We start from the raw sequence: 26131 nt of genomic DNA, 5'->3' as shown, positions 1-26131 counted from the left end.
GCTACAGGGTCCCCTCGAACAGGCGTGCGCCGTCGGGACGGGAGCCGGAGCTGCCCGAGGCGTCGTACGTGGACGCGTCGCCGACCGAGCCGGCGAGGGTCTCCTCGGTGGCCTGGGCAGCCGTCCGGAGGAAGCGGTCGTTCTCGTCGCGGAGCGCGCCGATGTGCGTCGTCAGCTCGACCATCGCGGCGAGGTGCGTCGCGAGGATCTCGCCCCAGGGTCCGTTCGGCGCGGCGGCGACCACGTCGCGCAGGGGAGCGTCGGGGTCGACACCCCACTCCTCGGCGACGGCGGCACTCGACGCGGCGCGCTCGAGCCCGGTGCTGCGGAGCCGTTCGAGGACCTGCTCGACCTCGCGGCTGGCGTGCGACACCCAGCGGGAGCGCCCGGCGGCGAGCAGGAGCTGCTCCTCCTCGAGCTTGAACGTGAGCAGTTCGAGCAGTTCGCGCTCGCGCCAGAGGACGGCGGACAGGTCGTTCACGCTCATGGCTCCTCCCGGTTCGGGATCGGTGTCGGCGACCAGCGGGTCGTGCCGGTCCGCCTTCCGGTGGACAGCGGGGACTATCGACGCCGAGCGGTCCGTCGTAAGCGGACCGCGGCGGTGGACGCGGGCACGAGACGGGCCGGCGCTGCTCGGCGGAGCGGTGCCGCGCCTCCCGGCCGTGCGCTCCCGGGGGACGCACCGTCACCCAGACCGGGGGACAGAACCGGCGGTTCGTGCCGGTTTGTCCGCCGAAGTGCGGACCCCCGGAACCCCGCGTCCCCCCGCACTGGGGACGTTCACAGCCTGCACCGGTCACTTCCCAGCCGATACATTCGAAGCGCACCGCGGGGGACACTCCCGCACCGCGTCGCAGGGGCGCGGGTGCACCGCCCGGAGGGAACCGGGTGGTTCTTCGTCGACCGCACCGGCCTCCCGAGGGCCGGTGTCCGTCGCGCCCACGGACGGGTCAGTCAGCACGTCGACCAGGGGAAGCCAATGGACCGGAACGCACGCAACGCGATGCTCGTGGAGCACCTGCCGCTCGTCGGCTACATCGTGTCGGACGTCCGTGCGCGGGCCACCCACCTCGACCGAGACGACCTGGCTGCCGTGGGCTCGCTCGCACTCGTCGCCGCCGCCGAGGCCTTCGACCCGGAGCTCGGCGTGCCCTTCGGCGCCTACGCCCGCACCCGGATCACCGGTGCGCTCGCCGACGACATGCGCTCGTCCGACTGGGCGTCGCGCGGCACCCGGAAGCGCATCCGCGAGACCCTCGCGACGCAGGAGGCACTGTCCGCCCGGCTCGGTCGCTCGGTCGGCGTGCAGGAGATCGCCGACGCGATGGGCGTCGACCGCCAGACGGCCGCCGATGCCATGTCCGACGCCGCCCGGACGGTCGGCACGATCGACGAGACCGTGCACGACGTCATCGCGTCCGAGGACCCGCTTCCCGGTGAGGACCTGCTCGAGGCCGAGAAGCGCCGCTACCTGCGCGCCGCCGTCGCCGCCCTGCCCGAGCGCATGCGGTACGTCGTCGAGAACGTCTACTTCGGCGACCGCTCGGTCACCGAGGTCGCGGCCGAGCTCGGGATCACGCACTCCGCGGTGTCGCAGCAGCGGTCCGAGGCGATGCGGCTGCTGCGGGACGGGCTCGCCGAGCACTACGGCGACGGCACCGCGGTCGAGCCGGTGTCGCGCACGACCGCCGCGCGGCGCAGTGCGTACCTGGCGCGGGTCGCGGCGAACGCCGCCGCCGGGGTCGCCCGCGCCGTGCAGGACGCGTCGGCGCCGACGGTCGTCGCAGCCAGCTGATCTTCGGCGAGGAGATTTCCTCGCCGACACCTAACGACCTCGGCGAACCTGCCGAGAGTCACGGATGTCAGCCCATGGACGGGCAGACACCACCACCCAAGGATTCACGGAGGAAACCACCATGGGTATGTCCATCAACACCAACCTCTCGGCACTCAACACGTACCGGAACCTCAACGCGACGCAGAACGACCTGTCGAAGTCCCTCGAGAAGCTCTCGACGGGTCTCCGCATCAACCGTGCTGCCGACGACGCTGCCGGTCTGACGATCTCCGAGGGACTCAAGTCGCAGGTCGGTGGCCTCACGGTCGCCGCCCGCAACGCGCAGGACGGCATCTCCGTCGTGCAGACCGCTGAAGGTGGCCTCACCGAGACCCACTCGATCCTCCAGCGCATGCGCGACCTGGCCGTGCAGGCGGGTAACGACTCGAACAACACCACGTCGCGCAAGGCGATCGAGACCGAGGTCGGGCAGCTCCAGCAGGAGCTCGGCCGCATCTCGGAGTCGACCAACTTCAACGGCATCAACCTGCTCGACGGTAGTGCCGGCACGGACGGCGTGATGAAGTTCCAGGTCGGAGCGAACTCGGGCACGTCGAGCCAGATTGATGTCGACCTTAGCAAGTCGAGCGTGAAGGACGTCGCCGCGGCGCTGACGACCGGTGACACCGGCATCCTGAAGTTCGACACGGCCAAGGGCGCGCAGGACTCTATCGACGCCATCGATGAGCAGATCCAGTACGTGTCCGCGGCGCGTTCGAGCCTCGGTGCGGTCCAGAACCGCTTCGACCACGCCATCAACGTGACGAACGTGGCCAAGGAGAACCTGACCGCTGCTGGTTCGCGCATCACCGACGTCGACATGGCGCAGGAGATGGTCAAGTACACCCGCGACAACATCCTGAGCCAGGCCGGCACCTCGATGCTCGCGCAGGCGAACCAGAGCACCCAGGGCGTGCTCTCGCTCCTCCGCTAGCACCACCGACGCCGTCGTCCGGAGGAGTTCGAGTCCTCCGGACGGCGGCGTCACCACACCCACGACCACCCCCGACGACAGGGAGCCCCGCGATGTCGACGTCGTCCGTGTCGGGCAACAGTCTCGCGATCGATGGTCTGGTCAGCGGTCTCAAGACCACCGACCTGATCAACTCGCTGATGACCGTCGAGCAGGTCCCGCAGACCCTGCTCAAGAACAAGCTCACCGACACCAACTCGTTCGTGTCGTCGCTGCAGACCATCAACTCGCTGGTGCAGACCCTCGCGACGAAGGCGGGCGACGCCGCCAAGGCCACGTCGCTCGACGTGTACGGAGCGAAGAGCTCGTCCACCGGGGTCACCGTCGCGACCGACGCCACGGCCTCGGCCGGCTCCGTCAGCTTCCAGGTCGGGTCGACCGCGGCGGCACACGTCGGCGTCACCGCCGCGATGTCGACCTGGGCGTCCGGAGCCGAGCCGCTCACGCTCGTCGGTGCCGACGGGAAGAAGACCACCGTCACACCGGCCTCGGGTTCGCTCGACGACGCGGTCACCGCGATCAACAAGGCCGGCGCCGGTGTGACCGCGACGAAGGTCGCCGCCGGGACCGACGCCGACGGCACGAAGCTCTACCGCCTGCAGCTCAGCGCGACGAAGACCGGCGCAGCGGCCTCCTTCACGCTCTACCGCGGCTCGTCCGACGACGTGACGGCCGGGACCGCGACGAACGTCTTCACCCAGCCGGGGGCCGCCGTCGTCACCCAGGGCAAGGACGCGAGCGTCACACTCTGGGCGGGGACCGCCGCCGCGCAGACGGTCACGAGCGCCACGAACACGTTCGACGACCTGCTGCCGGGGCTCGACGTCACGGTCACGCAGACCACGACCGACCCGGTGACCGTCACGGTCGTGCAGGACACCACGAAGGCCCAGGCCGTCGCCTCGGGGCTCGTCGACGCGCTCAACGCGATCACCTCGTACTACGCCACGAACACGGCGGTGACGAGCACCACGAGTCCGACCACCGGCACCACGTCGACGAAGGCCGGGGTCCTGACCGGGGACGGCACGACCCGCGACGCGGTGCAGCGCCTCACCACGACGATGTCGACGCCGGTGAACGGGAAGTCGCCGTCGTCCATCGGCATCGTCATCCAGAAGGACGGCACCTTCAACTTCGACGCCGCAGTCTTCCAGAAGGCCCTGGCGGACGACCCGCAGGGCACCCAGGCCATGCTGTCCGGCGTCGCGACGAACGTCGGCGCCGCGGCGACGGCCGCGTCGGACAAGTACACGGGGTCGATCACGACCTCGATCACTGGGCAGCAGTCGGTCGCGAAGGACCTGACGACGCAGATCGACAACTGGTCGGACCGCCTCACCGCACGACGGGCGACGCTGCAGGCGCAGTACTCCGCCCTCGAGACCAGCCTCAGCAAGCTCCAGTCCCAGTCGGCGTGGCTCTCCAGCCAGCTGGCATCGACGTCGACGAGTTGACGGGAACGACCATGAACGCCTTCGACCTGCAGTCCGCCGCCTTCCGTCAGGCCGCACAGCCCCGCACGGTGACCGACCAGCGCCGAGCGCAGTACACGAACGAGGCCGTGCTCTCGGCGACGCCAGCACAGCTCGTCACGATGCTCTACGACCGGCTGCTCCTCGACCTGCACCGCGCCGAGGCCGCGCAGACGACGTCCGACTGGGAGGCCGCGCGCGAGCAGCTGCTGCACGCCCAGGCCATCGTCGGCGAGCTGTCGTCCACGCTCCGCATCGACGTGTGGGACGGCGGCGAGGGGCTCCTCGCGATCTACAACTACGCGTCGACGTCGTTGATCACCGCGAACGTGCACCGCGACGTGCAGGCGACGCGCGACTGCATCCGGATCCTGGAGCCGCTGCGCCAGTCGTGGCACGAGGCCGCCGCGGCGCTGCCGACGACCCAGGCGCCGCAGGTCGGCACCGGGGGAGCGCTCGGTGTCGCCTGACCCGCACCCCACCCCCGCCGCTGAGACCGCCGACGGTGCGTGGGCCGCGGTGCTCGACGCCCTCGAGCACGAGCTGACCACGATCGACGCGACCACGGACGGCACCGCAGCGATCGTCCTCGACGCGACCCCGTGGGTCGTCCCGACCACGCTCGGACCGGTGCCGCGCGCGCTGGTGGGTCGTGCCTCCCGGCTGCTGGCCGCGCAGCGCGACCGGATGTCGACGCTCGAGACCGAGCGGCGGCAGACCCTGGAGCACCTCGGCGCGCTCCGTCAGGTCGCGGCGACGGACGAGCCGCGCGGCTCCGTGTACCTGGACGCCTCCGCCTGAGGCGCGCCTGCTCGAGCGAGCACGACGACAGATGCGTCGTCGCACGACAGCGGTTCCGTCGTGTCGGTCGTGGGCCGTCGCGCACCTCCGGGCGAGACGACAGATGCGTCGTCGGACGACAGCGACTTCGTCGCACCACAGCGGAACGCGCGACGAGTGTTCGACGAGCCCCGCCGCCGCAGCCAGCCCCCGCCCCCCGTTCGGGGCGAGCCCTAACGTCCCCAGCGCCGCCGCCGACAGCGCCCTCCGAGCACGGATCGCTCACTCGTTCGGCCACGGATCGGCCACCGCCAATCGGCGACGTCGCACGACGTCGCACACCGAGGGGACGGGCCACCCGTGTTCGATTCCGTGACGAGCGTCGCGCTGCAGAGCGCGCTCGACGGGCTGTCGCTGCGACAGCGCACCATCGCGAACAACGTCGCGAACATCAACACGCCGAACTACCACGCCGAGAAGGTGCGCTTCGAGGACGCCCTCGCGCAGTCGATCGTGCACGGTGACGGGCACGCGACCGCGACCACCGCGCGCAGCCTCGAGCCGACGAACGAGATCGGCAACAACGTCAACCTCGACCAGGAGACCCTGTCGAACGTGGACACGGTCCTGCGCTACCAGTTCGCCACCCAGGCGGTCGGCGGCGAGGCGACGGCCCTCCGCGCCGCGATGCGGACGAACTCGTGACGACCTTCGACGCGATCGGCATCGCGAGCACCGGCATGACCGTGCACCGGAAGTGGCTCGACGCGATCTCGGACAACATCGCCAACGTCAACACGGTCCGCTCGATGGACGACTCCGCCTTCCAGGCCCGCTACGTCGAGGTCCAGGAGGGCGCCGGCACGTCGGGCGCCTACGTCAAGGGCGCGGCGTTCGGCAGCGCCGCCGGACGCGTGACCTACGACCCGGACAACCCGCTCGCGAACGCGGAGGGCTACGTCCGCATGCCGGACATCGACCTCGGCACGCAGATGGCGGACCTCATCATGGCCCAGCGCGGGTACCAGGCGAACGCCGCCGTGGTCGACCGTGCCAAGACCGCCTACGAGGCGGCACTGCAGATCGGGAAGAACTGATGCCCATCGACGCACTGAACGGTGTGACCACCAACGCGATGACCCGTGCGTTCGCCGGCGCCACGGACGCCGCGACCGGTGCCGGAGCGCTCGGCGGTGCCGCGGGCGCCGGCGCGGTCCAGCCGACCACCGGCGGCGACGGCTTCGCCGCGCGCCTCGGCAACGCGGTCGACGGGCTCCAGCAGCTGCAGAGCGACTCGAAGACCCTGGCGCTCAAGGCCGTCACGGGCAACCTCGACGACATCCACGACGCCACCATCGCGTCCACCCGTGCCCAGGTCACCCTCGAGCTCGTCGCAGCCGTCCGCAACAAGGGCGTCGACGCGTTCAACGAGATCATGCGGATGCAGGCCTGATGCCCGCCGCGATGCAGAACACGTGGGGGCGGCTCGTCGCCTACGTGAAGGGCTTCTCCGCCGCGCAGCGCACCATCGCGCTGATCGGCGTCGCCGCACTCGTGCTCGGCGGGATCGCCCTCGCCAGCTGGCTCGGCAAGGCGTCCTACGCGCCGCTCTTCACCGGACTGGCCGCAGCCGACGCGAGCTCGATCACCGACCAGCTGACGACCGACGGCGTGCCGTACCAGCTGACCGACGGCGGCGCGACGATCCTCGTGCCGCAGGACAAGGTGTACTCGGAGCGGCTCAAGGCGGCGTCGAACAACCTGCCGTCGTCGAACGAGGGCGGATACTCGCTGCTCGACAAGATGGGCGTGACGAGCTCGGAGTTCCAGCAGGACGTCACCTACAAGCGGGCGATCGAGGGCGAGCTGGCGAAGACGATCTCGTCGATGGACGGCGTGAAGGCCGCCACCGTGCAGCTCGCCATCCCCGAGAAGACCGTCTTCGTGTCCGAGGAGAAGGACCCGACGGCGTCGGTGTTCGTCGCGACCGAGAACGGCGCGCAGCTCACCACGGACCAGGTGCAGTCGATCGTGCACCTGACGAGCGCCGCGGTCGAGGGGATGCAGCCCACCGACGTCTCCGTCGTGGACCAGAAGGGCCAGACCCTCTCCGCGGTCGGCACCGGAGCGACCGGCAGCGGCGCCGACCAGGCGGCCGACTACGACGCGGCCACCCGGAAGAAGATCCAGGACCTGCTCGACACCACGCTCGGACCGGGCAACGCGAGCGTGGTGGTCTCGGCGACGATGAACCAGCAGTCGGGCACCCGGACCTCGGAGAGCTTCGCCCAGCCGAAGGGCGGCGCGGTCGCCCTCAACGAGTCCAGCTCGACGGAGGAGTACGGCTCCGGGTCCGGTGCGGGCGCCGGTGCGACCGGTGTCCTCGGTCCGGACAACATCGCGGTGCCGAACGGGACCGCCGGCGGCACCACCACGAACGGCACGGCCGCCGGTGACGACGGCTACAAGAACGAGTCGGCGACGAAGAACAACGCCGTCGACAAGACCACCGAGACGACGCAGATCCCCGCCGGTGGTGTCGAGCGGCAGACCATCTCGGTCGCCCTGAACTCGCGCGCCGACTCGGTGCAGAACGCGAACCTGCAGAGCATCAACGACCTGGTGTCCGCCGCCGCCGGAGCCGACAACGCCCGGGGCGACCAGGTCCGTGTCGCGATGATGGACTTCGACGACTCCGCCGCGAAGGACGCCGCCAAGGCCCTCGAGGAGCAGCAGCAGGCCGAGCAGCAGCAGGCCATGTGGTCGGCCATCCGCACCGCCGGCATCGTCGTCGCGGTCCTCGCCGCCGCGATCGTGCTCGCGATCGTGCTGGCCCGCCGTGCCCGCCGTCAGTCGCGCGAGGCCGTCGACGTCGGTGAGCTCGACGCCTTCGCCGGTGAGACGTTCGAACTGCCCCTCGGTACCGACGACCTGGCGATCCCGGCCGTCGAGCCGCAGACGGTCGCGCTGCAGACGCTGCCCCACGACGACGCCCCGACCGAGGTGCTGACGACGGACGAGATCAGCGCCGAGCGTCGCCGGCAGGAGATCTCCGCGCTGGCCGAGCGCGACCCGAAGCGCACCGCCGACCTGCTCCGCGGGCTCCTCGACGACCGGTCGCCGGTGTGAGCGCGCTCGTCCCGGTCCCCGCCGGCGGGGGCACCACCGACCGCGCCCTGACCGGCGCGCAGAAGGTCGCGCTCATCCTCATGCAGATGGAGACCGAGCGCGCGGCCGAGGTGATGAAGCAGTTCACCGAGCTCGAGGCCGAGGAGATCAGCGCCGAGATCGTCCGGATGCGCCGCGTGGACGACTCCGTCGTGGACCGCACGATGAGCGAGTTCCACCGCATCACGCAGCGCGGCCGCGTGCAGAAGCGCGGCGGCAAGGACGCCGCGCTCGGGCTGCTCGAGGCGTCGTTCGGGTCCGAACGCGCCGCGGGCGTGATGGACCGGCTGGCCTCGAACCTCGCCGGACAGTCGTTCGAGTTCCTCGACGACGCCGAACCCGGCCAGGTCGTCAGCCTGCTCGAGGGCGAGCTGCCCCAGACCATCGCCCTCGTGCTCGCGCACCTGCAGCCCGGGCAGGCGAGCGCGGTGCTCGCCGGGGTCGACGACCGTGTCCGCACCGACGTCGCCCAGGCCTTCGCGACGATGGGCACGGCGACCCCCGAGGCCGTCGGGATCGTCGCCGGCGTCCTCCGCCAGCGCGCCGGTGCCGTGGTCTCGCCGCGCGAGAGCGTCGAGGTCGTCGGCGGCATCGCGCCCCTGGTCGAGATCATCAACCGCTCGGACGTCGCCACCGAGAAGGCCGTGCTCGACGGCCTCGAGGCGCGCGACCCGGAGCTCGCGGAGGACATCCGCTCGCGGATGCTCACGTTCGAGGACATCGTCAAGCTCGAGTCGCGCGACATCCAGCAGGTGCTCCGCGGCATCGACTCGAAGCTCCTCGCGACCGCCATGAAGGGTGCGCCGACGCCGGTCGTCGAGACGATCCGCGCGAACGTGTCCGAGCGCAACCGCGAGCTGCTGGACGACGAGCTGCAGGCCATGGGCCCCGTGCGCGTCTCGCAGGTCGAGGAGGCGCGCGCCGAGGTGGTCCGCTCCGTCCGCGAGCTGGAGGCCGAGGGCACGATCACCGTCCACCGCGCCGAGGAGGACGAGCTCGTTGACTGACACCACCGTGCAGCGCGTCGCGTTCCCCGTGCTCGGGAGCGCGACGACCCGCGACCTCGCAGCGGCCGCCGACGTACGCGGCCACGCCGCGGGCTACGCCGCGGGCCTCCGTGCCGCCCAGGCCGAGACCGCTGCGCTGCACGCCCGGCTCGAGGCCGAGCACGCAACGCGACTCGCGGCGCTCCAGGCCGAGACCGTCCGCCGTGTCCAGGTGCTCGACGCGGCCACGAACGCGATGCTCTCCCAGGTCGTGCCGGTGCTGGCCGACGCCGAGGAGTCCCTGGTCGACGCCGCGCTCGACCTGGCCGAGGCCGTCGTCGGACACGTGGTGCGTTCCGGGCGCCAGGACGATGCGACCGGCGAGGGCGACGGCCAGGAGGCACGCCCCACCACCGGTGCGGAGGCGACCGTCCGGCGCGCACTCGCCTCGGTCGACGCCACCGTCGCGGTGGCCGTCCGGCTCAGCCCCGCCGACGCCGCCCGCGTCGCCGACCTCGCGCTGCCGGTCCCGGTCGTGCCGGACGTGGCGCTGCTCGACGGCGACGCCGTCGTGGACCTGCCGGACGGGCTCCTCGACCTCCGCATCGGCGCAGCGCTCGACCGTGCGCGCGCGGCGCTGGGCCGCTCCGCCGACCGGCCGGAGGCGTCCCGGTGACCGCGACCCTCCTCCGTCCCCGTGGGCTCGACGAGGCGATCGCCCTCGCCGCGCCGCAGCGCGTGGGCCTCGTCACGAGCGCGGTGGGCCTCGGGCTGACCGTCGCCGGGGTCGACGCCCGGATCGGCGACGTCCTGACCGTCGGCACCGAGGGCGCTCCGCAGACCCCCGTCGAGGTCGTCGCCACCGATCCAACCGGTGTGCGCTGCATGCCGCTCGGACGCCTCGTCGCGGTGACCGCGGGCACCCCGGTCCGCCCGACCGGCCGTCCCGTGCTGGTGCCGACCGGCGCAGGGCTGTTCGGCCGGGTGCTCGACGGGCTCGGACGGCCGATCGACGACCGTGGTCCGCTCGACACCGACGGCTGGGTGCCGCTCGACCACGCGACGCCGAACGCCATGGCGCGCACGCGGATCGACGCGCCGATGCAGCTCGGCGTCCGCGTGCTCGACACCCTGACGACCGTGGGTCGTGGACAGCGCATGGGCCTGTTCGCCGGCTCCGGCGTCGGCAAGTCCTCGCTGCTGTCGATGATCGCGCGCGGGAGCGACGCAGCCGTCAACGTCATCGCCCTGGTGGGGGAGCGCGGCCGCGAAGTTCGGGAGTTCCTCGAGGACGACCTCGGGCCCGAGGGCCTCGCCCGCTCGATCGTCGTGGTCTCGACGTCCGACGAGCCGGCCCTGATGCGCCTGCGCGCGGCGTTCGTCGCCACCCGGATCGCGGAGTCGTTCCGCGACGCCGGGCAGGACGTCGTGCTCATGATGGACTCGCTCACCCGCGTCGCGATGGCGCAGCGCGAGATCGGACTGTCCGTGGGCGAACCGCCCGCGACCCGGGGCTACCCGCCGTCGACCTTCTCGGTGCTCGCCGGGCTCCTCGAGCGCGCGGGCACCGACCGGGTCGGCAGCATCACCGGGCTCTACACCGTGCTCGTGGACGGCGACGACCACAACGAGCCGATCGCGGACAGCGCCAGGAGCATCCTCGACGGGCACGTCGTGCTCGACCGGAAGCTCGCCGTGACCGGGCACTTCCCGTCCGTCGACGCGCTCGGCTCGGTGTCCCGCGTCGCCTCGAAGGTCACCGAGCCGTGGCAGCGTGCTGCGGCCACCGCGCTCCGGAAGGTGATGGCGGCCCGCCGGAACGCGCAGGACCTGCTCGACGTCGGCGCCTACCAGCCCGGCACGAACCCGCTCGTCGACGCAGCGGTCACCCACCAGGACGCGATCGACGCGTTCCTCCGACAGGGGATGGACGACCGCGCCGACGCCGGGACGTCCTGGCGAGCCCTCGACGCCCTCGTCGCCCGACTGGGGGTGTCCGCCTGATGGCCCGACGCTTCCCCCTCGCCGGCCTGCTGCGTCTGCGGCACGCCGAGCAGGACCGCGCCGCCGCCGCCCTGGCCGCCGCGAACGACCGTGTCCGCGACGCCGCCGACGCCCGCATCGCCGCGCGGCGGAACCTGGCGGACCGCGAGCAGGAGCAGCTCGTCACGGACGCCGCGACGCTGAGCGCGCTCGCGGCCGCGCGGGCCTCGACCCGCGGGATGCTCGAGGAGCTCGACGCCGTCGCACGCACCCGTCGTGCCGATGCCGATGCCGCCCGGACCGCGTACTCCGCCGCCCGCCGTGCCGCGCTCGGCCTCGAGAAGCTCGAGGGCCACCACGACCACGAGCAGGCCGCCGCCGACCTGCGCGCCGAACAGGACGCCCTCGACGAGATCGCGGCACGACGCCGCACGGAAGGTGGTGTCCGATGAGCGTCGACGCCGTGCTCTCCCGGATCGCCGAGATCCGCACCCAGATCGACGCCCTGCGCGGCGGTACCACCGCCTCCGCGGGCGGCTCCGCCTCGAACGAGGCCACGACCCGCGCGTTCGCCGACGCCCTGGCGACCGCGACCGGGACGTCGACGAGCGCCGGCGCCGCCGGCACCGCTGCTGCCGACGGGGCGTCCCGCACGCCGGCCACCTCGGTCGACGCGGGCCGCGGCACCCTGGCGACCGGCAGCGGCGCCACGGGGTCCGACGTGGTCGAGGACGCGAAGAAGTACCTCGGCGTGCCCTACGTGTTCGGCGGGACGACCCGGTCCGGCATGGACTGCTCCGGGCTCGTGCAGACGGTGTTCAAGGACCTCGGGGTGACCATGCCGCGCGTGGTGCCCGACCAGGCGGACATGGGGGTGCCCGTCGGGTCGCTCAAGGACGCGAAGCCGGGCGACCTCATCATCCCGAAGGGCGAGCAGCACATCGTGATCTACGTCGGTGACGGCAAGGTGCTGCACGCACCCCGACCCGGCAAGGACGTCCGGATCGTGGACAACTGGTACAAGGACTCCGACATCGCGACGATCCGCCGCATCGTGCCGAGCGAGGCCGCGGCTCCTGCGGCGACCCGCTCGGTCTCCGCAGCGGGTGCGGCGCAGTCGGTCACCGACCTGCAGACCGCGGCACTCCTGTCGGCGATGCGGGGGAGTGCTGCATGAGCACCGTGAGCACGACGACCCTCTCCCCGGCCCCCGCCGCACCGGGGAGCGCTGCGACCGCCGGGTCGACGACCTCGGCGCTGCCGTTCGGCGCCGCCCTCGCCGCGGTGCTCGCGCCGGCCGCGTCGAGCACGGCGTTCGGTGTGTCGGTGGGGACCGCGGGCGTCACCGGTGCGCCGTCCGGGACGGCCGCCGCCTCGGGTGCCCCCGCCACGGGCGCTCCGGCCTCGACCGCCGCTGCCCCGAACACCGCGGACACGACCACCGCGGACACGACGGCCGCTGTCCCCGCCACCGACCCGACGCTGCTCGGCATCGTGCCGGTGCCCACCGCCCTCGTCGCGGTCCCGTCGGCCAGCGCCGCCGCCGTGTCGGACGATGCGGTGTCGCCCCAGGTCGGGACCGCGGGGACGGACGGTGTCGCGCCCTCGGCCGGCAATGCACGACCGACCGGGGCCTCCGACCCGCTCGGAGTCACAGAAACGCGCGGGACCGCCGGTCCTGCCAGCACCGCGGACCGCGCAGCGGCGGCCGGGATCGCTACGCCGGCACCGGTTGCCGGCTCCGGACCCGCCGTTGCGCGCTCCACCGGACCGCAGGTCGGCGTCGTGCCGTCCACGACCGCTCGACCTGCAGGAACGTCCGGCGCTCCCCGGCCCGGTGCGGCACAGCCCGCCGTGGTCCGTCCCGCTGCGGCGCCGCTCGAAGGCGACGTGTCCGACTCATCCGACGTGTCCGCGGGAACGACGCCCGTCCTCGCGACCACGCCGTCGACGACCGGTGCACCCGGCGCGCCCTCGACGACCGCCACCTCTGCGGCGACCGGCTCGACCGTCGCGTCCCCGTCGGTCCTCGGACCCGTCGCGGTGGACGGGGCGTCGAGCTCCGCCGCTCCCGGAGCCGCGACAGCCGTCGCCGTGACCGCGTCCGCGAGCACGACGACCGAGACCACCACTGCCGGGACCACCACGACCGGGACCACCACGACCGGGGCCACCGCGACCCTGACCGCCACGACCCTTCCCACCACGACGGCGAGCAGCCCGCTCGCGACGACGGACGCCGCGGCCGCCGCCGCCGGCCCCACGGCAGCGACCAGCGTGTCGTCGGCGCCGCAGGCCGGTCGCCCTGCCGACACCGCTACGGCGAGCACGGCGACCGCCGCCGCCCCGGTCGTGCAGACCGGACCGGCCACCGGGGCCCGGAGCGACCACGGGTCGGACCGGCGGACGGGCGGCCAGGGTGATCCGAGCCTCCAGGCCGTGACCGCCCCGCGCAGTGGCGAGACGCCGTTCGCGGTCCCCGCACCCGCGACGACCGGGCTCCCGACCGCGCCGGGCGCGGCGACGGCGAACGCCCCGGTGCCCCTCGCACAGCAGCTCGCGCGCCCGGTGTTCACGCTCGCGCAGGCCGGTCCCGGCGACCACGTCGTCACGGTGCAGGTCACGCCCGACGCGCTCGGTCCCGTCACGGTCCGCGCGCACGTGACCGCGCACGGGATGCACGTCGAGCTCTTCGCCGCGTCGGACGCCGGCCGCGACGCGGTCCGGCAGGTGCTGCCCGACCTCCGCCGTGACGCTGCCGGCAGCGGGACCACCACGACCCTCGACCTGTCCTCCCAGAACCACCCGGGCGCGCAGCCCGGTCGCGACGACCGGCCGGCACCGACGGTGCTGCGCCCGGGAGTCGGCCTGGAGGCCCGCCCCACCCCGACCGCGCCGGTCACCACCCGGCCCACCACCGTCCGATCCGTCGGACTCGACGTCCTCGCCTGACGCGGACACGAGAAGGAGACCACACCATGCCCCTCGACGGCATCACCGGCTCGGTGGACGCTGCCACGCAGGCAGCGGCGATCGCCCAGACCGCCGGTGCGAAGAAGTCCCAGACGATGGACTCGGAGGTGTTCATGAAGCTGCTCGTCACGCAGCTCCGGAACCAGGACCCGTCCTCGCCGATGGACACCAACCAGATGATCAGCCAGCAGACGCAGCTCGCGACGATGGAGCAGATCACCAACCAGACCACGACGGCGAACGAGAACTTCTCGTTGCAGATGCGGATCGCCGCCGCGAACCTCGTCGGGAAGCAGGTCAGCTACACCGACGCGAGCACCGGGACCGCGGTCTCGGGCACCGCCACCGCCGTGTCGTACGCGAACAGCGTGCCGACCGTGACCGTGAACGGGAAGGAGGTCGACCTCGACGTGATCTCCGGTATCAAGGCCGCCTGACCCGCGGCCGCGCTCCTCGTCCCCCTCCTGTTCGTCCTCCCTCCTCGAGTCTTCCCTCCACGAGTCTTCCTTCCACGAAAGGTCGCACCATGCTCCGCTCCCTCTACTCCGGCATCTCCGGTCTCCGTTCGCACCAGCAGATGCTCGACGTCACCGGCAACAACATCGCCAACGTCAACACCGTCGGCTTCAAGTCGTCGACCACCGTCTTCCAGGACACCCTGTCGCAGATGACCCAGGGTGCCGGAGGGCCGCAGACCGGCCTCGGCGGCACGAACCCCGCACAGATCGGCCTCGGCGTGCAGGTCGCCGGCGTCTCCACCAACTTCGCGCAGGGCTCCGCACAGGCCACCGGCAAGGCCACCGACCTGATGATCTCCGGCGACGGGTTCTTCGTCACCCGCCTCGGCAACGACACCGTCTACTCCCGCGCCGGCGCGTTCGACTTCGACGCCGACGGTCGCCTCGTCACCGCCGACGGCAAGATCGTGCAGGGCTACTCGGCCACGAACGGCGTCGTCAACGAGGGTGGCGGCCTGACCGACATCCGGCTGCCCATCGACGCCGCAGCACCCGCGGTGCGGACCACGACGGCCGGGGTCACGGGCAACCTGCCGTCCGAGACCGCCGTCGACGCCCAGAAGGTCCGTGAGGCCACCGTCTACGGCCCGGACGGCGAGAAGCGCTCCCTCACGCTGACCTACACGAAGACCTCGGCGACGCAGTGGAGCGTCCAGGGCCGCATCGACGGCGGGACGCCCGGCCCGGCGACGACGCTGACGTTCAACACCGACGGGTCGCTCGCCAGCGGTGGCCCCGTCACCGTCGGCGGGATCACCGTCGACGTCTCGAAGACGACCGGCTACGCGTCGCTCGACACCGCGTCGATCTCGGAGCAGGACGGCAGCGCGGCCGGCTCCCTGCAGGGGTACTCGATCTCGAAGGACGGCACCGTCGTCGGGTCGTTCTCCAACGGGTCCTCGCTGGCGATCGGCCGCATCGCCCTCGCCACCTTCGCGAACCCGGCCGGCCTCGAGAAGACCGGCGCATCCGGGTACCGCGCGACCGCGAACTCCGGCCAGGCCACCGTCGGCGCTCCCGGCGACCCGGGTGTGGGTCAGCTCGCCTCGGGCACCCTCGAGATGTCGAACGTGGACCTGTCGCAGGAGTTCACGAACCTGATCGTGGCGCAGCGCGGCTTCCAGGCGAACGCGCGGATCATCACGACCTCGGACGAGGTGCTGCAGGAGCTGACGAACCTGAAGCGGTAGGGGAGCGGGGCGGTCGGTCGCGGCCGCTCCGTCCCTGCTCCTGCTCGGTGTGGCGCCGCCCCTCGGGCCGTGGCGAACCACGGCTCGAGGGGCGGTCCCTCACTCGCTAGCGGGTCCCGGCGCCGGGCGTGTCCCAGTACGACGGCTGTTCGTACTGCTCCGACCACCCGCGACGCATTCGCGTCGCCGCACGGTCGAACGCGTCGACGAGGTCCGTGTCCGTGGTGAGCAGCGCCTGCAGGCGGAGCCCGTCGTACAGCGCCAGCAACTGCTGCGCGCCCCGGACCGGGTCCATGGTCGCCGGCTCCCGTCCGTCGCGGACGTCCGCTGCGAGTCCGTCACGGATCGACTGCCGGAACCGCCGGTAGGTGGATCGGTGGTAGTCGGCACCCTCCACCGTCGGGTCAGCGGCGGACGCGAGACTCGCCGCGAGGAGTTCCATCAGTGCCGGCTGCTCCGCATGTGCAGCGAGCAGGGCGTGCAGGAACGGGACGGTGCCCTTCTCCGCCATCAACGGCACGAGCGGCGCCGCGATCGTCTGCGTCCACCGTTCGACGGTCGCGGCCAGCAGCGCCCGCTCCGTCGGGAACGCCGCACGGACCTCGTCGGCGTCCATCTCCGCACGCTCGGCGACGACGTCGAGGGTGAACCGGGAGATGCCGCCGTCGTGGAGCGCGGCGATCGCCCCGCCGATCGCGCGTGTGCGTGGTGCTTCGTCCGCTTCGGCCGTCCGGCTCGTCAACGGTGCCAGCGGGTGCTTCCGGAACCACTCCAACAGCCCTCGCGCCCGGGTCAGGCCGAACATGGGGTCTGCTGGCTGGCTGGGGCCGAACAGGTCACTGAAGCCCGGGACCTCCTGCATCAGCGGATCGAGCGGCTGGAACGCCATCGACCAGTCCGGGAACGACCGCTGGGCGACGGGCTCGTCCGCCAGGATCCGGACGTTCGTGTGCCGAGGGTCACGGCGGACCTGTTCGAAGCGGACAGCAACGGTCTCGTCGTCGCCCTCGATGATCCCGAGGCAGTTGTCACCCTTGTGCGCCAGGATGCCCGTCACACCGAGGGCTGTGTTCTTCTCCCGCCCGACCGCGAGGATCTGCGCGAGCTCGGTGTCCGTGATCGGACGGGTCTGTGTGCTGGTGTACACGATCGAACGCATCGGTGCTGGTCTCCCTGCCGTAGTGGAACACGGTGCGCTCTCGAGTGAACTGCCCTGTCTACTGCTCCGCAACCCCCCGACCGGGCGCGGACAGTGGTCATCCCGTGAACGCCCCCGTGCAGGAGTTGCGGACCGGCCGGAGACGGGCGGGACACGGGACACGGGAAGCAGTGCCTGGCTGCAACCCGAATGCAGCCAGACACGACACCGTCCGGATCACGAGTCCGGTACGGGGACCATCGAACCAGGCCGTGAGGAGGCCCTCGAGACCCACAACGCGGGGAGAACGACCGTTCCCCGGCGTACCTCGCTCGTCGACAGATCGCCTCGCAGGTGCTCCGGCGTTCACCGCTCGCGGAGGATCCCGAGGAACTCGTCGGCCATGCCGAGGTGCTGTTCGAGCTTCGCGCGCCGCTGCTCGGTGTCGCGGATGTACTCGTCGAGCTGCTCGCGGAGACGCGCCTGCCCGGGTCCGTCACCGACGACCTCGAGGGCGTCGACGACGGCGAGCAGTTCGGCCATCTGTTCGAGGGAGAAGCCGAGCGGCTTCATGCGACGGATGATGAGCAGCCGGGCGAGGTCGGTGTCGGTGTAGAGCCGGAAGCCGCCCTCGGTCCGGCCGGACGGGTGCAGGAGACCGACCTCGTCGTAGTGGCGGATCGTCCGGTTCGACAGGCCCGTACGGTCGGCGAGCTCGCCGATGTGCATCGTCGTCGGTGCGGCTCGCTCCGTCATCGGCTTCTCCTTCGTGGTCCTGCTGGGCTCTGGCGAGCGTAGCGCCGTCGTGTCCCCGGCCCCTGTACCAGGTATCGACAACCCTTCCGTGGCGGTAGGGTTCGGGAGTCCCCAGTGAAAGCGAGCGTGGCATCACGTCCTCCCCGAACACATCTGACATCACCCTGCCCACCCCGGGTGCCGTCCCACCGGCGGATCCGACAGCGACGCCGCCCGGCCGGACGGCGAGGGGTGTACGTGGCTGGTTGCCGTGGGTCGCGGTGATCGCTGCGGGCGGTGCCCTGTCGGTCATGAGTGCGCCGGGGCAGACGGCGGGCCTGTCGGTGTTCACGGACCCGCTGATCCGGGAGCTGGGCATCTCACGGACGGAGGTGTCGACGAGTTACCTCATCGGCACCCTGCTGGGTGCGTGCGTCCTGCCGTTGACGGGTCGAGCGTTGGACCGGTGGGGCGTCTGGCGGATGACGATCATCATCGGGGTCGCGTTCGCCGTGTTCCTCGCCGCGTTGAGCTTCGTCGCGGGGATCGTCGGCCTGACGGCTGGGTTCGTCGGTGTGCGCATGGCCGGGCAGGGCGCGCTCTCGCTCGCCGCGACGACGCTCGTCGCCCGCAGCATCGCCGACCGACGGGGCCTCGCGCTCGGGATCGCGTCAGGGATCGGCTCCGGGGGGATCTCCCTGGTGCCGGTGTTCGTCGAGACCCTGATCGCGGGCACCGACATCCACGTCGCGTGGCGGGTGGAGGCGGTCGTCGTCGCCGCGGTCGTGATCCCGATCGGATTGCTCCTTCCGCGACGTACCGCCACTGCCCAGGGCAGGAAGTCCGCGGAAACTGCCGGTGGCGGGCCGGTGTGGACGCTCCGGGAAGCGGCCGCCACCGGCATGTTCTGGACCATCGCTGCCGGGCTCGCGGTGTCCGGGATGCTCAGCACCGCGCTGGCCTTCCACCAGGTCGCCGTCCTCGGCGAGCGGGGCCTCACCCCGGGGGAAGCGGCCGCGAACTTCCTCCCGCAGACCGTCACCGGCATCGCCGCGACCCTGCTCACGGGCGCGCTGTCGGACCGCATCCCGCCGAAGTTCGGCGTCACCATCGCGATGACGACCCTCACCGGCGCACTCCTGCTGCTCCCGATCGTGCACACCGGGTGGACCGCTGTCCTCTACGGGCTCGTCCTCGGCGCCGCCGGCGGAGCCCTGCGTGGCATCGAAGCCGCCGCGTACGTCCGGTACTACGGAACGGCGAACATCGGCGTGATCCGCGGCGTCGCGACCGGGACGAACCTCGCCTCGACCGCGTTCGGACCGCTGCTGCTCGCGCTCGGCCACGAGGTCGCCGGCGACTACACCACCCCGGTGCTGGTCGCCGCGATCCTGCCGGCAGTCGTCGCCGTCGTCTCCGTCTTCGCCCGCGCCCCACGTCACCCGGCACTGCACAGCTGATCGGCCAGCGGCACGCGAGTACCAGCGGCCGCCCGCGCGCGGGTCAGTGCGCGCGGAGTTCGTCGAGGAACTCGTCGACCATGTGCAGCTGCTCCTGGAGGCGCCCTCGTCGTGTCTCAGCGTCCCGGATGAACGCAGCGACCCGCGAACGGACCGCGGTCAGGTCGACGTCGGGCTGCGCTTCGTCGAGCATCTTCACCGCGTCCACCAGGATCCCGGCCTCCCCGAGGGAGAACCCGAGCGGTTTCATCCGCCGCACCATCAGGAGTCGGGCGACGTCGTCCTCGGAGTACAGGCGGAAGCCGCCTTCGGTGCGGCCGGACGGGTGCAGCACCTCGGCGGCGTCGTAGTCGCGGATCGTCTTCACACTCAACCCGGTGCGCTCGGCGACCTCGCCGATGTGCATCAGGTACTCGTTCGACATCGTCACGTCGTCACCCTCCACTTGCGCAACAACCCTTCCGTTGCGTTAAAGTCGAACCATACCAACCTTCCCGCGACGGAAGGGTTGGATCCGGCTGGACGCTCTGCCGCCGCCGGCCGTGCGCGATGACGCGCCCCACGACAGCTCTCGCGGGCGCAGCGCCCGCACCCCCATCCGAAGGAGACCCGTGACCACCGTCACGCAGTCGGTGCCCGTCCAGGTGCACCACAGCCCCACCGTCCTGTCCGCACTGCGGAACCCGAAGATCCTGCTCCGTGAGGTCCTGGCCGGCCTCGTCGTCGCCCTCGCCCTGATCCCCGAGGCGATCTCGTTCTCGATCATCGCCGGGGTCGACCCCCGCGTCGGCCTGTTCTCGGCGTTCGTGATGGCTGTCGTCATCTCCTTCGTCGGCGGCCGCGCCGCGATGATCACCGGCGCCACCGGAGCCATCGCCCTCGTCGTCGCGCCCGTCGTCGAGGAACACGGTCTCGACTACCTCATCGCCACCGTCCTCCTCGGCGGGATCTTCCAGCTCGTCCTCGGCGGGCTGGGCGCGGCGAAGCTCATGCGGTTCGTGCCCCGGTCCGTGATGGTCGGCTTCGTCAACGCGCTCGCGATCCTGATCTTCACCGCGCAGCTGCCGAACATCATCGGCGTCTCCTGGCTCGTCTGGCCGATCGCCGCCGCTGGCATCGCGATCATCGTCCTGCTGCCACGCCTCACGAAGGCGATCCCTGCACCCCTGGTCGCGATCGTCGTCCTGACCCTGGTGACCGTGTTCGCGTCGATCGCCGTCCCGACCGTCGGCGACGAGGGCAAGCTGCCCGACAGCCTCCCGAGCCTGTTCATCCCGAACGTCCCGGTGAACCTCGAGACGCTCACGATCATCGCCCCGTACGCCCTCGCCATGGCGCTCGTCGGGCTGCTCGAGTCGCTGATGACCGCGAAGCTCGTCGACGAGGTCACCGACACCGGTTCCCGCAAGACCCGCGAAGCCCTCGGGCAGGGCGTCGCGAACATCGCCTCGGGCCTCTTCGGCGGCATGGGCGGCTGCGCGATGATCGGCCAGACGATGATCAACGTCAAGGCCTCCGGCGCTCGGACCCGCATCTCGACGTTCCTGTCCGGCGTGTTCCTGCTGGTCCTCGTCGTCGGGCTCGGCGACGTCGTCGCGATCATCCCGATGGCAGCCCTCGTCGCCGTCATGGTGATGGTGTCGGTCGGGACCTTCGACTGGCACAGCATCAAGCCCTCCACGCTCAAGCGGATGCCGGTCGGCGAGACGATCGTCATGGTCCTCACCGTCGTGATCGTCGTCGCCACCGACAACCTCGCCATCGGTGTGATCATCGGTGTGATCGCCGCGATGGTCGTCTTCGCCCGCCGCGTCTCCCACTTCACCAACGTCTCGCGGAGCATCGAGACGCTCCCGACCGGTGAACAACACGCGCTGTACACCGTCGAGGGTGAGCTGTTCTTCGCCTCCTCCAACGACCTCATCACCCAGTTCGACTACTCGGACGACCCCGAGCTCGTGATCATCGACATGACCAGGTCGCACGTGTGGGACGCCTCCACCGTCGCCGCGCTCGACTCGATCGAGACGAAGTACCACCAGCACGGCAAGCGGGTCGAGATCCGCGGCATGAACGACGCCAGCCGGGCCTTCCACGGCCGCCTCGCCGGGAACCTCGGCGCCGGCCACTGAGGCCGCTCCGACCTCCGCCCGGCCCCGACCCGGGGCACCGAGTGAACGGGCGGAGCAGCGAGGCCGGTTCCTGATCCACCGGCTTCGCGGCGGGCACCGTCACGTCGTCCACGGACGGTGCCCGCACCTCACGTCCACGGGAGCCAGCTGTGCCGAAACCACCCACCATCCACGACGTCGCCGCCGCCGCGCACGTGTCACACCAGACCGTGTCCCGCGTCCTCAACGGCGCCACCAACGTCCGACCCACGACCCGCTCGCGCGTCGAACACGCGATCCAGGCGCTCGACTACACCCGCGATGACCAAGCCGCAGCACTCGCCCGCCGCCCGCGGCGACGGACGACCGACTGACGACGGTCCCCCCCTGACGCCCACGGCCCCTCCGGCAACTCGCCGTCAGGGGCTGTTCGTGGCTCAGCACGGTGTCGTCCGGATCGACGCGTTGCTCGTTGACCGGCGAGACGTGCGGTGGGAGGCTCGCTCGATGCGAGGGAGTGAGCGAGCGCTGATGCTCCGGCCCACCACGCCTGACGACCTCCTCGAGGTGCGGGCACTGTTCCGCGATCCGGCGTTCGAGGGATGGGGCGGGCCTGGGTTCCGGTCCGACTCGCAGCTCCGGGAGAAGTACGTGGGCGCTCGTCTCCCGGACGTCGAGTGCTTCCTCGTCGAGGTCGACGACCGAGTGGTCGGCTTCACGCAGTTGTACGCGGATGGATCGGGCGCCGGTACGGACCTCATCCTGCTGCCCGCGGAGCGTGGTGCGGGTGTCGGTCGACAGGTGGTCGAGGCCCTGCTCGAGCGGGTCCGGGCGAGCGGCAGGACCCACTTCGTGGTCGACCCGTCACCCGAGGACCGCGGTGCGGTCGCGTTCTGGCGAGCTGTCGGCTTCCGAGGCCGAGGCACCATGGCGTACCCGCTCCAGGAGACGGACGAGCAGCAGAACGTGGTGAGGTGAGGTCGTGCGCATCCGATCAGTGGCAGTCGTCGTCCGTGACGAGCGGGTGCTCGTGATCGAGCGACGCAAGGACGGGCGGAGCTACTGCGTGCTCCCCGGTGGTGGCGTCGAAGCGGGCGAGGACCTCCGTGCGGCCTGCCGCCGTGAGCTGCTCGAGGAGACCGGGCTCGACGGTCACGTGGGCGACCTGCTCGACGTCCCCGTGGAGAGCGACACACCTGCCGTGTACTTCACGGTGCGGGTGAGCTCCGCGGAGCTGTCGCTCGGAGGCCCGGAGCTGCAGCGTGCCTCGGAGCGCAACGAGTACGCCCCGACCTGGATCGCCGCGACGTCGCTCGACGACGTGCACCTCGTGCCCGCTGAGGCGGTACAGGCGGTACGCCTCGTCCTGCGCGCCACCTCGCCATCGTCCGAGCCGCTTCGGTAGCCGACCGCCCAGCGGACGGTTCAGCCGTCGGGGCTGCGCCGGGCCAGGTCGTTGCGACGGGAGAAGTCCTCGAGGGCCGCACGGTCCGGCAGGAGGACCTTCGGTCGTCCGAACTCGTCGAAGGCGTGTCGGTACCGGAGCCGGTTCGTCCTGGCGGGTCCGAGTATGAACCGGATCATCTCCATGCGGAGACGGTCGCGAGTGCCCTCCAGGCTCCCGGCGCGGTCGGGTTCGAAGAGCGTCCGGCGGACGTACCGGACGACGCTCGCTGCCGGCGAGGCATCCAGGACCACCAGGCCCGTCGCCCGCCGGAGCCGCTCGGGGAGCCAGCGGGACTAGTTGCCGTCGATGACCCACCGATCGGTGCGCACCACCTCGTCGTGCATCAGCTCGAACTCGTCGTCCGGGCGCTCGACCCACTGTGTCCCGGGCAGGTGCCGGTACTGGTCCAGATGGATCACCGGAAGGGAACGGACTCGGCCGACGGCCGCCGCGAGGGTCGACTTGCCGCTGTTCGACGGCCCCAGGATGCAGATCCGCTGGCCGAGGTCGTCGAGGTCCATGTCGCGAGTCTTCCACGGGCACGTCGACGGTCCGGCTGCCCTGGATCGTCGGTGATCACCCGTCGGGCAGTCCCCGGTCGACCCTGCCCCGTACGGTGGACGGGTGTCATCGTCGCTCCGCAGCCCGGGGACCTCGCGTCCGAAGCTCCTCACCGTCACGTACGTCGTCGTGACCGGTGCCCGCAAGTGGCTCGCTCGCGGACTGACGCAGCTCGGCTGGCGCCCGGCCCTGCTGCCGTACTCCGGCTACGCCGACGCGCAGCAGGGCCGTGTCCTGGCCCGGGTGGTGCTCGCGCCGGCATCGGTCGACCCGGCCGCCCGACGTGGGATCGCCGCATGGCGTCGGCTGCTGACGGTGGAGCGCCCCGACGTCGAGGTCGAGGTCGAGCTCGGCGGCACGACCACGACGGCGATCAGCGACGAGCAAGGGCTCGTGGACGTGAGCGTGGCGCTCGAGCACTCGTCGGGGTCTGCTCCCGAGGACGCCGTCCTGCGGCTGCCGGGGCGAGCGCCGACCCGTGTGCCGATCCACGCCGTCGCAGGCGGGTCACACCGGGGCGTCGTCTGCGACATCGACGACACCGTGTGGGTCACGGGCATGTCGAACCCGCTCGCAGCCGCCCGACGGACGTTCTTCGGCAGGAGTGCGACGCGGAAGGCCGTCCCCGGCATGGCCGAGCTCGTGCAGGACGTCGTCCGTGGTCAAGGTCAGCCGACGGTCGTCTACGTCAGCAACGGTCCGTGGAACTTCGCGGGGATCGCCTCGCGGTTCCTGCAGCGCAACGGGTTCCCGGCCGGCACGCTGCTCATGACGGACTGGGGGATCACGCCGACGCACTGGTTCCGGGACGGGAAGGAACACAAGCGGTCCTCCCTCCTCCGGCTGCGCGAGGACCTGCCCGACGTCTCCTGGGTGCTCATCGGCGACGACGGCGAACACGACCCCGAGCTCTACTCGGCCTTCGCCCGCGACCACCACGACGCGGTCGCAGCGATCGCCATCCGTGAGGTGCAGGAGTCCACGTCGGGGCGTGAGCAGGTGACGCTGGTGCACGGCGTGCCCGTCGTCCGGGGCCGCGACGGGAACGCGCTGCTGCCGTTGCTGCGCCGAGCGCTCGAGCAGTGACCGGCAGGACGGCGACGTGGACGACTCCACCCGGCTCCTGCGACTCCTGACCCCCGAGCAGTCGTGGACCGCGGTCGTCGACCTCCTCGGACACCTGGGCTGGGTGCGCTGCGGCACGGGGGACTGGGCACAGGCGTTCCGATCGCCGTCCGGCCGACTCGCTGCCCGGATCAGCCCATTCGACCCCGCCGGGCCGTACTCCGCGATGCTCTACCGACTGGCCGCACACACCCGCCAGGTGCCCGCGCTGGTCCACCACCGCGTGCTCGACGGCGGAGCCGACCTCACCGTCATGGAGTACCTGGAACCGGTCTCCGTCGCGATCGGCGCACGCTTCCACCAGGCGCTCGCCGGTCGGGAGCCGTCCGTCGCCGTGCTGGCGGACGTGATCGACAAGGTGCACGCGCGCGGTGCCGCCGAGCAGCCGTGGTGGGGGCCGCTCGACGACAACCCCGCCAACGTCATGCGGGGCTCGGACGGGAGACTCGTCGTCGCCGATCTCTTCTACGCCGACGGACCGGTGCTCTACGCCGCCGCGCGGACGGACCCGGACCGGATCGCGCGCGACTACCCCGAGCACCGTCGGCGGCACATGACCGAGCTGCCGCTGGCGAGCTCGGGCGGCTGGCCGCCCGGGGACGCCGAGGAGATCCGGGCGCTGCTCGCCGACGTGGACGCGCGTGCAGCGGCGCCCCGGTGAGGAACGACGCGCGGTGCGGAGCACGTTGCTCCTGCCGTTGCGTCATGTGGTCTGCTCGGAGCACGTCCCGTCCCGTCGCACCCTGGAAGGTCCGCCGTGCACTCGTTCCCTGTCCCGCCCCGCCACGTCCTGATCGGTGACGCCGCAGCGTTCGTCGGCACCACACCGCGGGCGATCCGGCACCACCACCAACTCGGCCTGCTCCCCGAGCCCGATCGGGGGAGCGACGGTCGGCGTCGGTACGGATCGGCAGACCTCACCCGACTCCTCTGGATCCGGCGGATGGCCGACGCAGGCCTCGCGCTCGAGGACATCCGGGATGCGTTCGACGGCGCCGCCCCGAGCACCCTGGACGACGACGGAGCGGTCACGAGCGTCCTCGGCCGCCTCGAGGACAACCTCGCCGAGCAGGAGGCCGCCCTGCAGCGGAAGCGCGCCGCGGTGCGTCGGATGCGCGCGCTCGGCAGTCGCCTCGGCCTGCTCCACGACGTCGTCGCACGCCGGCTCGAGGAGGCGCCGGCGGGGGCACTCCGGACCGACGACCTCGACACGCTGCTCGTCACCGAGCGCATCTTCGGCCCGCTCGGAGCGGTCGCGCAGGCCGGCCGGTTCCTCGCCCTCGCACGGGACCCGGCCCTGCGCGCCGAGTCGGACCGCGTCGACGCTGCCGAGGCGGCGCTCGACGACACCGTGGCGGTCGATGACCCGCGCGTCGCGCAGGTCGCCACCGAGCGGCACGCCTTCGAGACCACCCTGATGCGGGTCATCGAGGAGTCCGGGCAACCGGAGGAGGACGACGCGCTCTTCGACGCCTGGGACGAGGGCCACCGAGCGGAGGACGACGGGACCGCAGCGGCCGCCGGAGGTCGAGCCACGAAGGCAGCGGCGGTGATCGCGCGCATGCCCTACGACCTCTCGCCGGCACGACTCCGGGCGATGGAGCTCGCCCTGCAGCTCGGGATCGCCCCGGACGAGCCTGAACAGGACTCGACGGACCGCCCGTAGGGTCG

Annotated in this window: 31 protein-coding genes; 25 read left to right on the top strand and 6 right to left on the bottom strand. The window is 71.8% G+C overall.

Going from position 1 to position 26131, the window contains the following annotated elements; genetic code table 11:
* Position 1 precedes the first annotated feature (1 nt).
* On the bottom strand, positions 2 to 487 hold the full coding sequence (locus ACIP6W_RS10105) for a flagellar protein FlgN (RefSeq protein WP_066654099.1): 486 nt from the start codon (positions 485 to 487) through the stop codon (positions 2 to 4).
* A 492-nt stretch (positions 488 to 979) separates the two neighbouring features.
* Between ACIP6W_RS10105 and ACIP6W_RS10100 the strand changes: the two genes are divergently transcribed.
* From ACIP6W_RS10100 to ACIP6W_RS10020, 17 genes are all read left to right on the top strand, one after another.
* Positions 980 to 1795, top strand: coding sequence for a sigma-70 family RNA polymerase sigma factor (locus ACIP6W_RS10100; protein WP_400429273.1), 816 nt, complete (start codon positions 980 to 982; stop codon positions 1793 to 1795).
* A 121-nt stretch (positions 1796 to 1916) separates the two neighbouring features.
* Positions 1917 to 2771 (top strand): flagellin, encoded by an 855-nt coding sequence (locus ACIP6W_RS10095; RefSeq protein ID WP_400429270.1) that lies wholly within the window; start codon positions 1917 to 1919, stop codon positions 2769 to 2771.
* A 92-nt stretch (positions 2772 to 2863) separates the two neighbouring features.
* Positions 2864 to 4267 (top strand): flagellar filament capping protein FliD, encoded by a 1404-nt coding sequence (fliD, locus tag ACIP6W_RS10090; protein ID WP_400429267.1) that lies wholly within the window; start codon positions 2864 to 2866, stop codon positions 4265 to 4267.
* A gap of 11 nt (positions 4268 to 4278) precedes the next feature.
* A complete protein-coding gene (gene fliS, locus ACIP6W_RS10085; protein WP_235426581.1) occupies positions 4279 to 4755 on the top strand; it encodes a flagellar export chaperone FliS in 477 nt (158 codons plus the stop codon).
* Positions 4745 to 5086 carry a hypothetical protein gene (locus ACIP6W_RS10080; protein ID WP_066654105.1) on the top strand — a complete coding sequence of 114 codons (342 nt, stop codon included), beginning with the start codon at positions 4745 to 4747 and terminating at the stop codon, positions 5084 to 5086. The genes fliS and ACIP6W_RS10080 overlap by 11 nt, the downstream gene beginning before the upstream one ends.
* Positions 5087 to 5425: 339 nt before the next feature.
* Positions 5426 to 5770: a flagellar basal body protein gene (locus ACIP6W_RS10075; RefSeq protein WP_066654107.1), complete on the top strand. Its 345-nt coding sequence runs from the start codon at positions 5426 to 5428 to the stop codon at positions 5768 to 5770.
* Positions 5767 to 6162, top strand: coding sequence for a flagellar basal body rod protein FlgC (locus ACIP6W_RS10070; protein ID WP_224442989.1), 396 nt, complete (start codon positions 5767 to 5769; stop codon positions 6160 to 6162). The genes ACIP6W_RS10075 and ACIP6W_RS10070 overlap by 4 nt, the downstream gene beginning before the upstream one ends.
* Positions 6163 to 6200: 38 nt before the next feature.
* Positions 6201 to 6518: a flagellar hook-basal body complex protein FliE gene (gene fliE, locus ACIP6W_RS10065; RefSeq protein ID WP_400429684.1), complete on the top strand. Its 318-nt coding sequence runs from the start codon at positions 6201 to 6203 to the stop codon at positions 6516 to 6518.
* On the top strand, positions 6518 to 8194 hold the full coding sequence (gene fliF / locus ACIP6W_RS10060; protein ID WP_066654109.1) for a flagellar basal-body MS-ring/collar protein FliF: 1677 nt from the start codon (positions 6518 to 6520) through the stop codon (positions 8192 to 8194). The genes fliE and fliF overlap by 1 nt, the downstream gene beginning before the upstream one ends.
* Positions 8191 to 9240: a flagellar motor switch protein FliG gene (gene fliG / locus ACIP6W_RS10055; RefSeq protein ID WP_081984829.1), complete on the top strand. Its 1050-nt coding sequence runs from the start codon at positions 8191 to 8193 to the stop codon at positions 9238 to 9240. The genes fliF and fliG overlap by 4 nt, the downstream gene beginning before the upstream one ends.
* Positions 9233 to 9895 carry a hypothetical protein gene (locus ACIP6W_RS10050; RefSeq protein ID WP_144411291.1) on the top strand — a complete coding sequence of 221 codons (663 nt, stop codon included), beginning with the start codon at positions 9233 to 9235 and terminating at the stop codon, positions 9893 to 9895. Before fliG ends, ACIP6W_RS10050 begins: the two co-directional genes overlap by 8 nt.
* Positions 9892 to 11223: a FliI/YscN family ATPase gene (locus tag ACIP6W_RS10045; protein WP_400429263.1), complete on the top strand. Its 1332-nt coding sequence runs from the start codon at positions 9892 to 9894 to the stop codon at positions 11221 to 11223. The genes ACIP6W_RS10050 and ACIP6W_RS10045 overlap by 4 nt, the downstream gene beginning before the upstream one ends.
* Positions 11223 to 11654, top strand: coding sequence for a hypothetical protein (locus ACIP6W_RS10040; RefSeq protein ID WP_066654114.1), 432 nt, complete (start codon positions 11223 to 11225; stop codon positions 11652 to 11654). Before ACIP6W_RS10045 ends, ACIP6W_RS10040 begins: the two co-directional genes overlap by 1 nt.
* Positions 11651 to 12379: a C40 family peptidase gene (locus ACIP6W_RS10035; RefSeq protein WP_066654116.1), complete on the top strand. Its 729-nt coding sequence runs from the start codon at positions 11651 to 11653 to the stop codon at positions 12377 to 12379. Before ACIP6W_RS10040 ends, ACIP6W_RS10035 begins: the two co-directional genes overlap by 4 nt.
* Positions 12376 to 14154, top strand: coding sequence for a flagellar hook-length control protein FliK (locus tag ACIP6W_RS10030; protein WP_400429259.1), 1779 nt, complete (start codon positions 12376 to 12378; stop codon positions 14152 to 14154). The genes ACIP6W_RS10035 and ACIP6W_RS10030 overlap by 4 nt, the downstream gene beginning before the upstream one ends.
* A 26-nt stretch (positions 14155 to 14180) precedes the next feature.
* The gene (locus ACIP6W_RS10025; protein WP_251155430.1) at positions 14181 to 14612 is read left to right on the top strand and encodes a flagellar hook assembly protein FlgD; all 432 of its coding nucleotides are present in this window, start codon (positions 14181 to 14183) and stop codon (positions 14610 to 14612) included.
* Positions 14613 to 14701: 89 nt separating this feature from the next.
* Positions 14702 to 15883, top strand: a complete 1182-nt coding sequence (locus ACIP6W_RS10020; protein WP_400429256.1) for a flagellar hook protein FlgE — start codon at positions 14702 to 14704, stop codon at positions 15881 to 15883.
* A 106-nt stretch (positions 15884 to 15989) separates the two neighbouring features.
* Here the strand turns inward: ACIP6W_RS10020 and ACIP6W_RS10015 are convergent, their stop codons facing one another.
* Together ACIP6W_RS10015 and ACIP6W_RS10010 are read right to left on the bottom strand one after the other, a co-directional pair.
* Positions 15990 to 17042 carry a BLUF domain-containing protein gene (locus tag ACIP6W_RS10015; protein WP_400429253.1) on the bottom strand — a complete coding sequence of 351 codons (1053 nt, stop codon included), beginning with the start codon at positions 17040 to 17042 and terminating at the stop codon, positions 15990 to 15992.
* 345 nt (positions 17043 to 17387) lie between these two features.
* Positions 17388 to 17777 carry a MerR family transcriptional regulator gene (locus tag ACIP6W_RS10010; protein ID WP_209682764.1) on the bottom strand — a complete coding sequence of 130 codons (390 nt, stop codon included), beginning with the start codon at positions 17775 to 17777 and terminating at the stop codon, positions 17388 to 17390.
* 290 nt (positions 17778 to 18067) lie between these two features.
* Here ACIP6W_RS10010 and ACIP6W_RS10005 point away from each other — a divergent pair, with 290 nt between their 5' ends.
* A complete protein-coding gene (locus tag ACIP6W_RS10005) occupies positions 18068 to 19216 on the top strand; it encodes an MFS transporter (RefSeq protein ID WP_209682761.1) in 1149 nt (382 codons plus the stop codon).
* A 43-nt stretch (positions 19217 to 19259) separates the two neighbouring features.
* Here the strand turns inward: ACIP6W_RS10005 and ACIP6W_RS10000 are convergent, their stop codons facing one another.
* Complete coding sequence (locus ACIP6W_RS10000; protein WP_058728562.1) at positions 19260 to 19640, bottom strand: MerR family transcriptional regulator; 381 nt, start codon at positions 19638 to 19640, stop codon at positions 19260 to 19262.
* A gap of 187 nt (positions 19641 to 19827) precedes the next feature.
* Between ACIP6W_RS10000 and ACIP6W_RS09995 the strand changes: the two genes are divergently transcribed.
* From ACIP6W_RS09995 to ACIP6W_RS09980, 4 genes are all read left to right on the top strand, one after another.
* Entirely contained in the window at positions 19828 to 21348 is a 1521-nt protein-coding gene (locus ACIP6W_RS09995) for a SulP family inorganic anion transporter (protein ID WP_209682758.1), read from the top strand.
* A 149-nt stretch (positions 21349 to 21497) separates the two neighbouring features.
* Positions 21498 to 21701, top strand: coding sequence for a LacI family DNA-binding transcriptional regulator (locus tag ACIP6W_RS09990; RefSeq protein ID WP_066654131.1), 204 nt, complete (start codon positions 21498 to 21500; stop codon positions 21699 to 21701).
* A 157-nt stretch (positions 21702 to 21858) separates the two neighbouring features.
* Entirely contained in the window at positions 21859 to 22305 is a 447-nt protein-coding gene (locus tag ACIP6W_RS09985) for a GNAT family N-acetyltransferase (protein WP_209682755.1), read from the top strand.
* A 4-nt stretch (positions 22306 to 22309) separates the two neighbouring features.
* A complete protein-coding gene (locus ACIP6W_RS09980) occupies positions 22310 to 22732 on the top strand; it encodes an NUDIX domain-containing protein (protein WP_209682752.1) in 423 nt (140 codons plus the stop codon).
* Positions 22733 to 22752: 20 nt separating this feature from the next.
* Here ACIP6W_RS09980 and ACIP6W_RS09975 read toward each other — a convergent pair whose 3' ends face one another.
* Positions 22753 to 22917 (bottom strand): hypothetical protein, encoded by a 165-nt coding sequence (locus tag ACIP6W_RS09975; RefSeq protein ID WP_251155436.1) that lies wholly within the window; start codon positions 22915 to 22917, stop codon positions 22753 to 22755.
* Between the two features lie 150 nt (positions 22918 to 23067).
* The gene (locus ACIP6W_RS09970) at positions 23068 to 23295 is read right to left on the bottom strand and encodes a hypothetical protein (protein WP_251155437.1); all 228 of its coding nucleotides are present in this window, start codon (positions 23293 to 23295) and stop codon (positions 23068 to 23070) included.
* 103 nt (positions 23296 to 23398) lie between these two features.
* Here ACIP6W_RS09970 and ACIP6W_RS09965 point away from each other — a divergent pair, with 103 nt between their 5' ends.
* The 3 genes from ACIP6W_RS09965 (at position 23399) to ACIP6W_RS09955 (ending at position 26126) form a co-directional block, all read left to right on the top strand.
* The gene (locus ACIP6W_RS09965) at positions 23399 to 24421 is read left to right on the top strand and encodes an App1 family protein (protein WP_209682747.1); all 1023 of its coding nucleotides are present in this window, start codon (positions 23399 to 23401) and stop codon (positions 24419 to 24421) included.
* A 16-nt stretch (positions 24422 to 24437) separates the two neighbouring features.
* Positions 24438 to 25121, top strand: coding sequence for a hypothetical protein (locus ACIP6W_RS09960; protein ID WP_251155438.1), 684 nt, complete (start codon positions 24438 to 24440; stop codon positions 25119 to 25121).
* A gap of 96 nt (positions 25122 to 25217) precedes the next feature.
* Positions 25218 to 26126, top strand: coding sequence for a MerR family transcriptional regulator (locus tag ACIP6W_RS09955; RefSeq protein WP_251155439.1), 909 nt, complete (start codon positions 25218 to 25220; stop codon positions 26124 to 26126).
* Positions 26127 to 26131 lie beyond the last annotated feature (5 nt).

The sequence above is a fragment of the Curtobacterium sp. NPDC088465 genome, from assembly GCF_044753165.1.
In the GTDB taxonomy this organism is placed as follows: Bacteria; Actinomycetota; Actinomycetes; order Actinomycetales; family Microbacteriaceae; genus Curtobacterium.
This window is presented reverse-complemented; position numbering and strand designations above follow the sequence as displayed.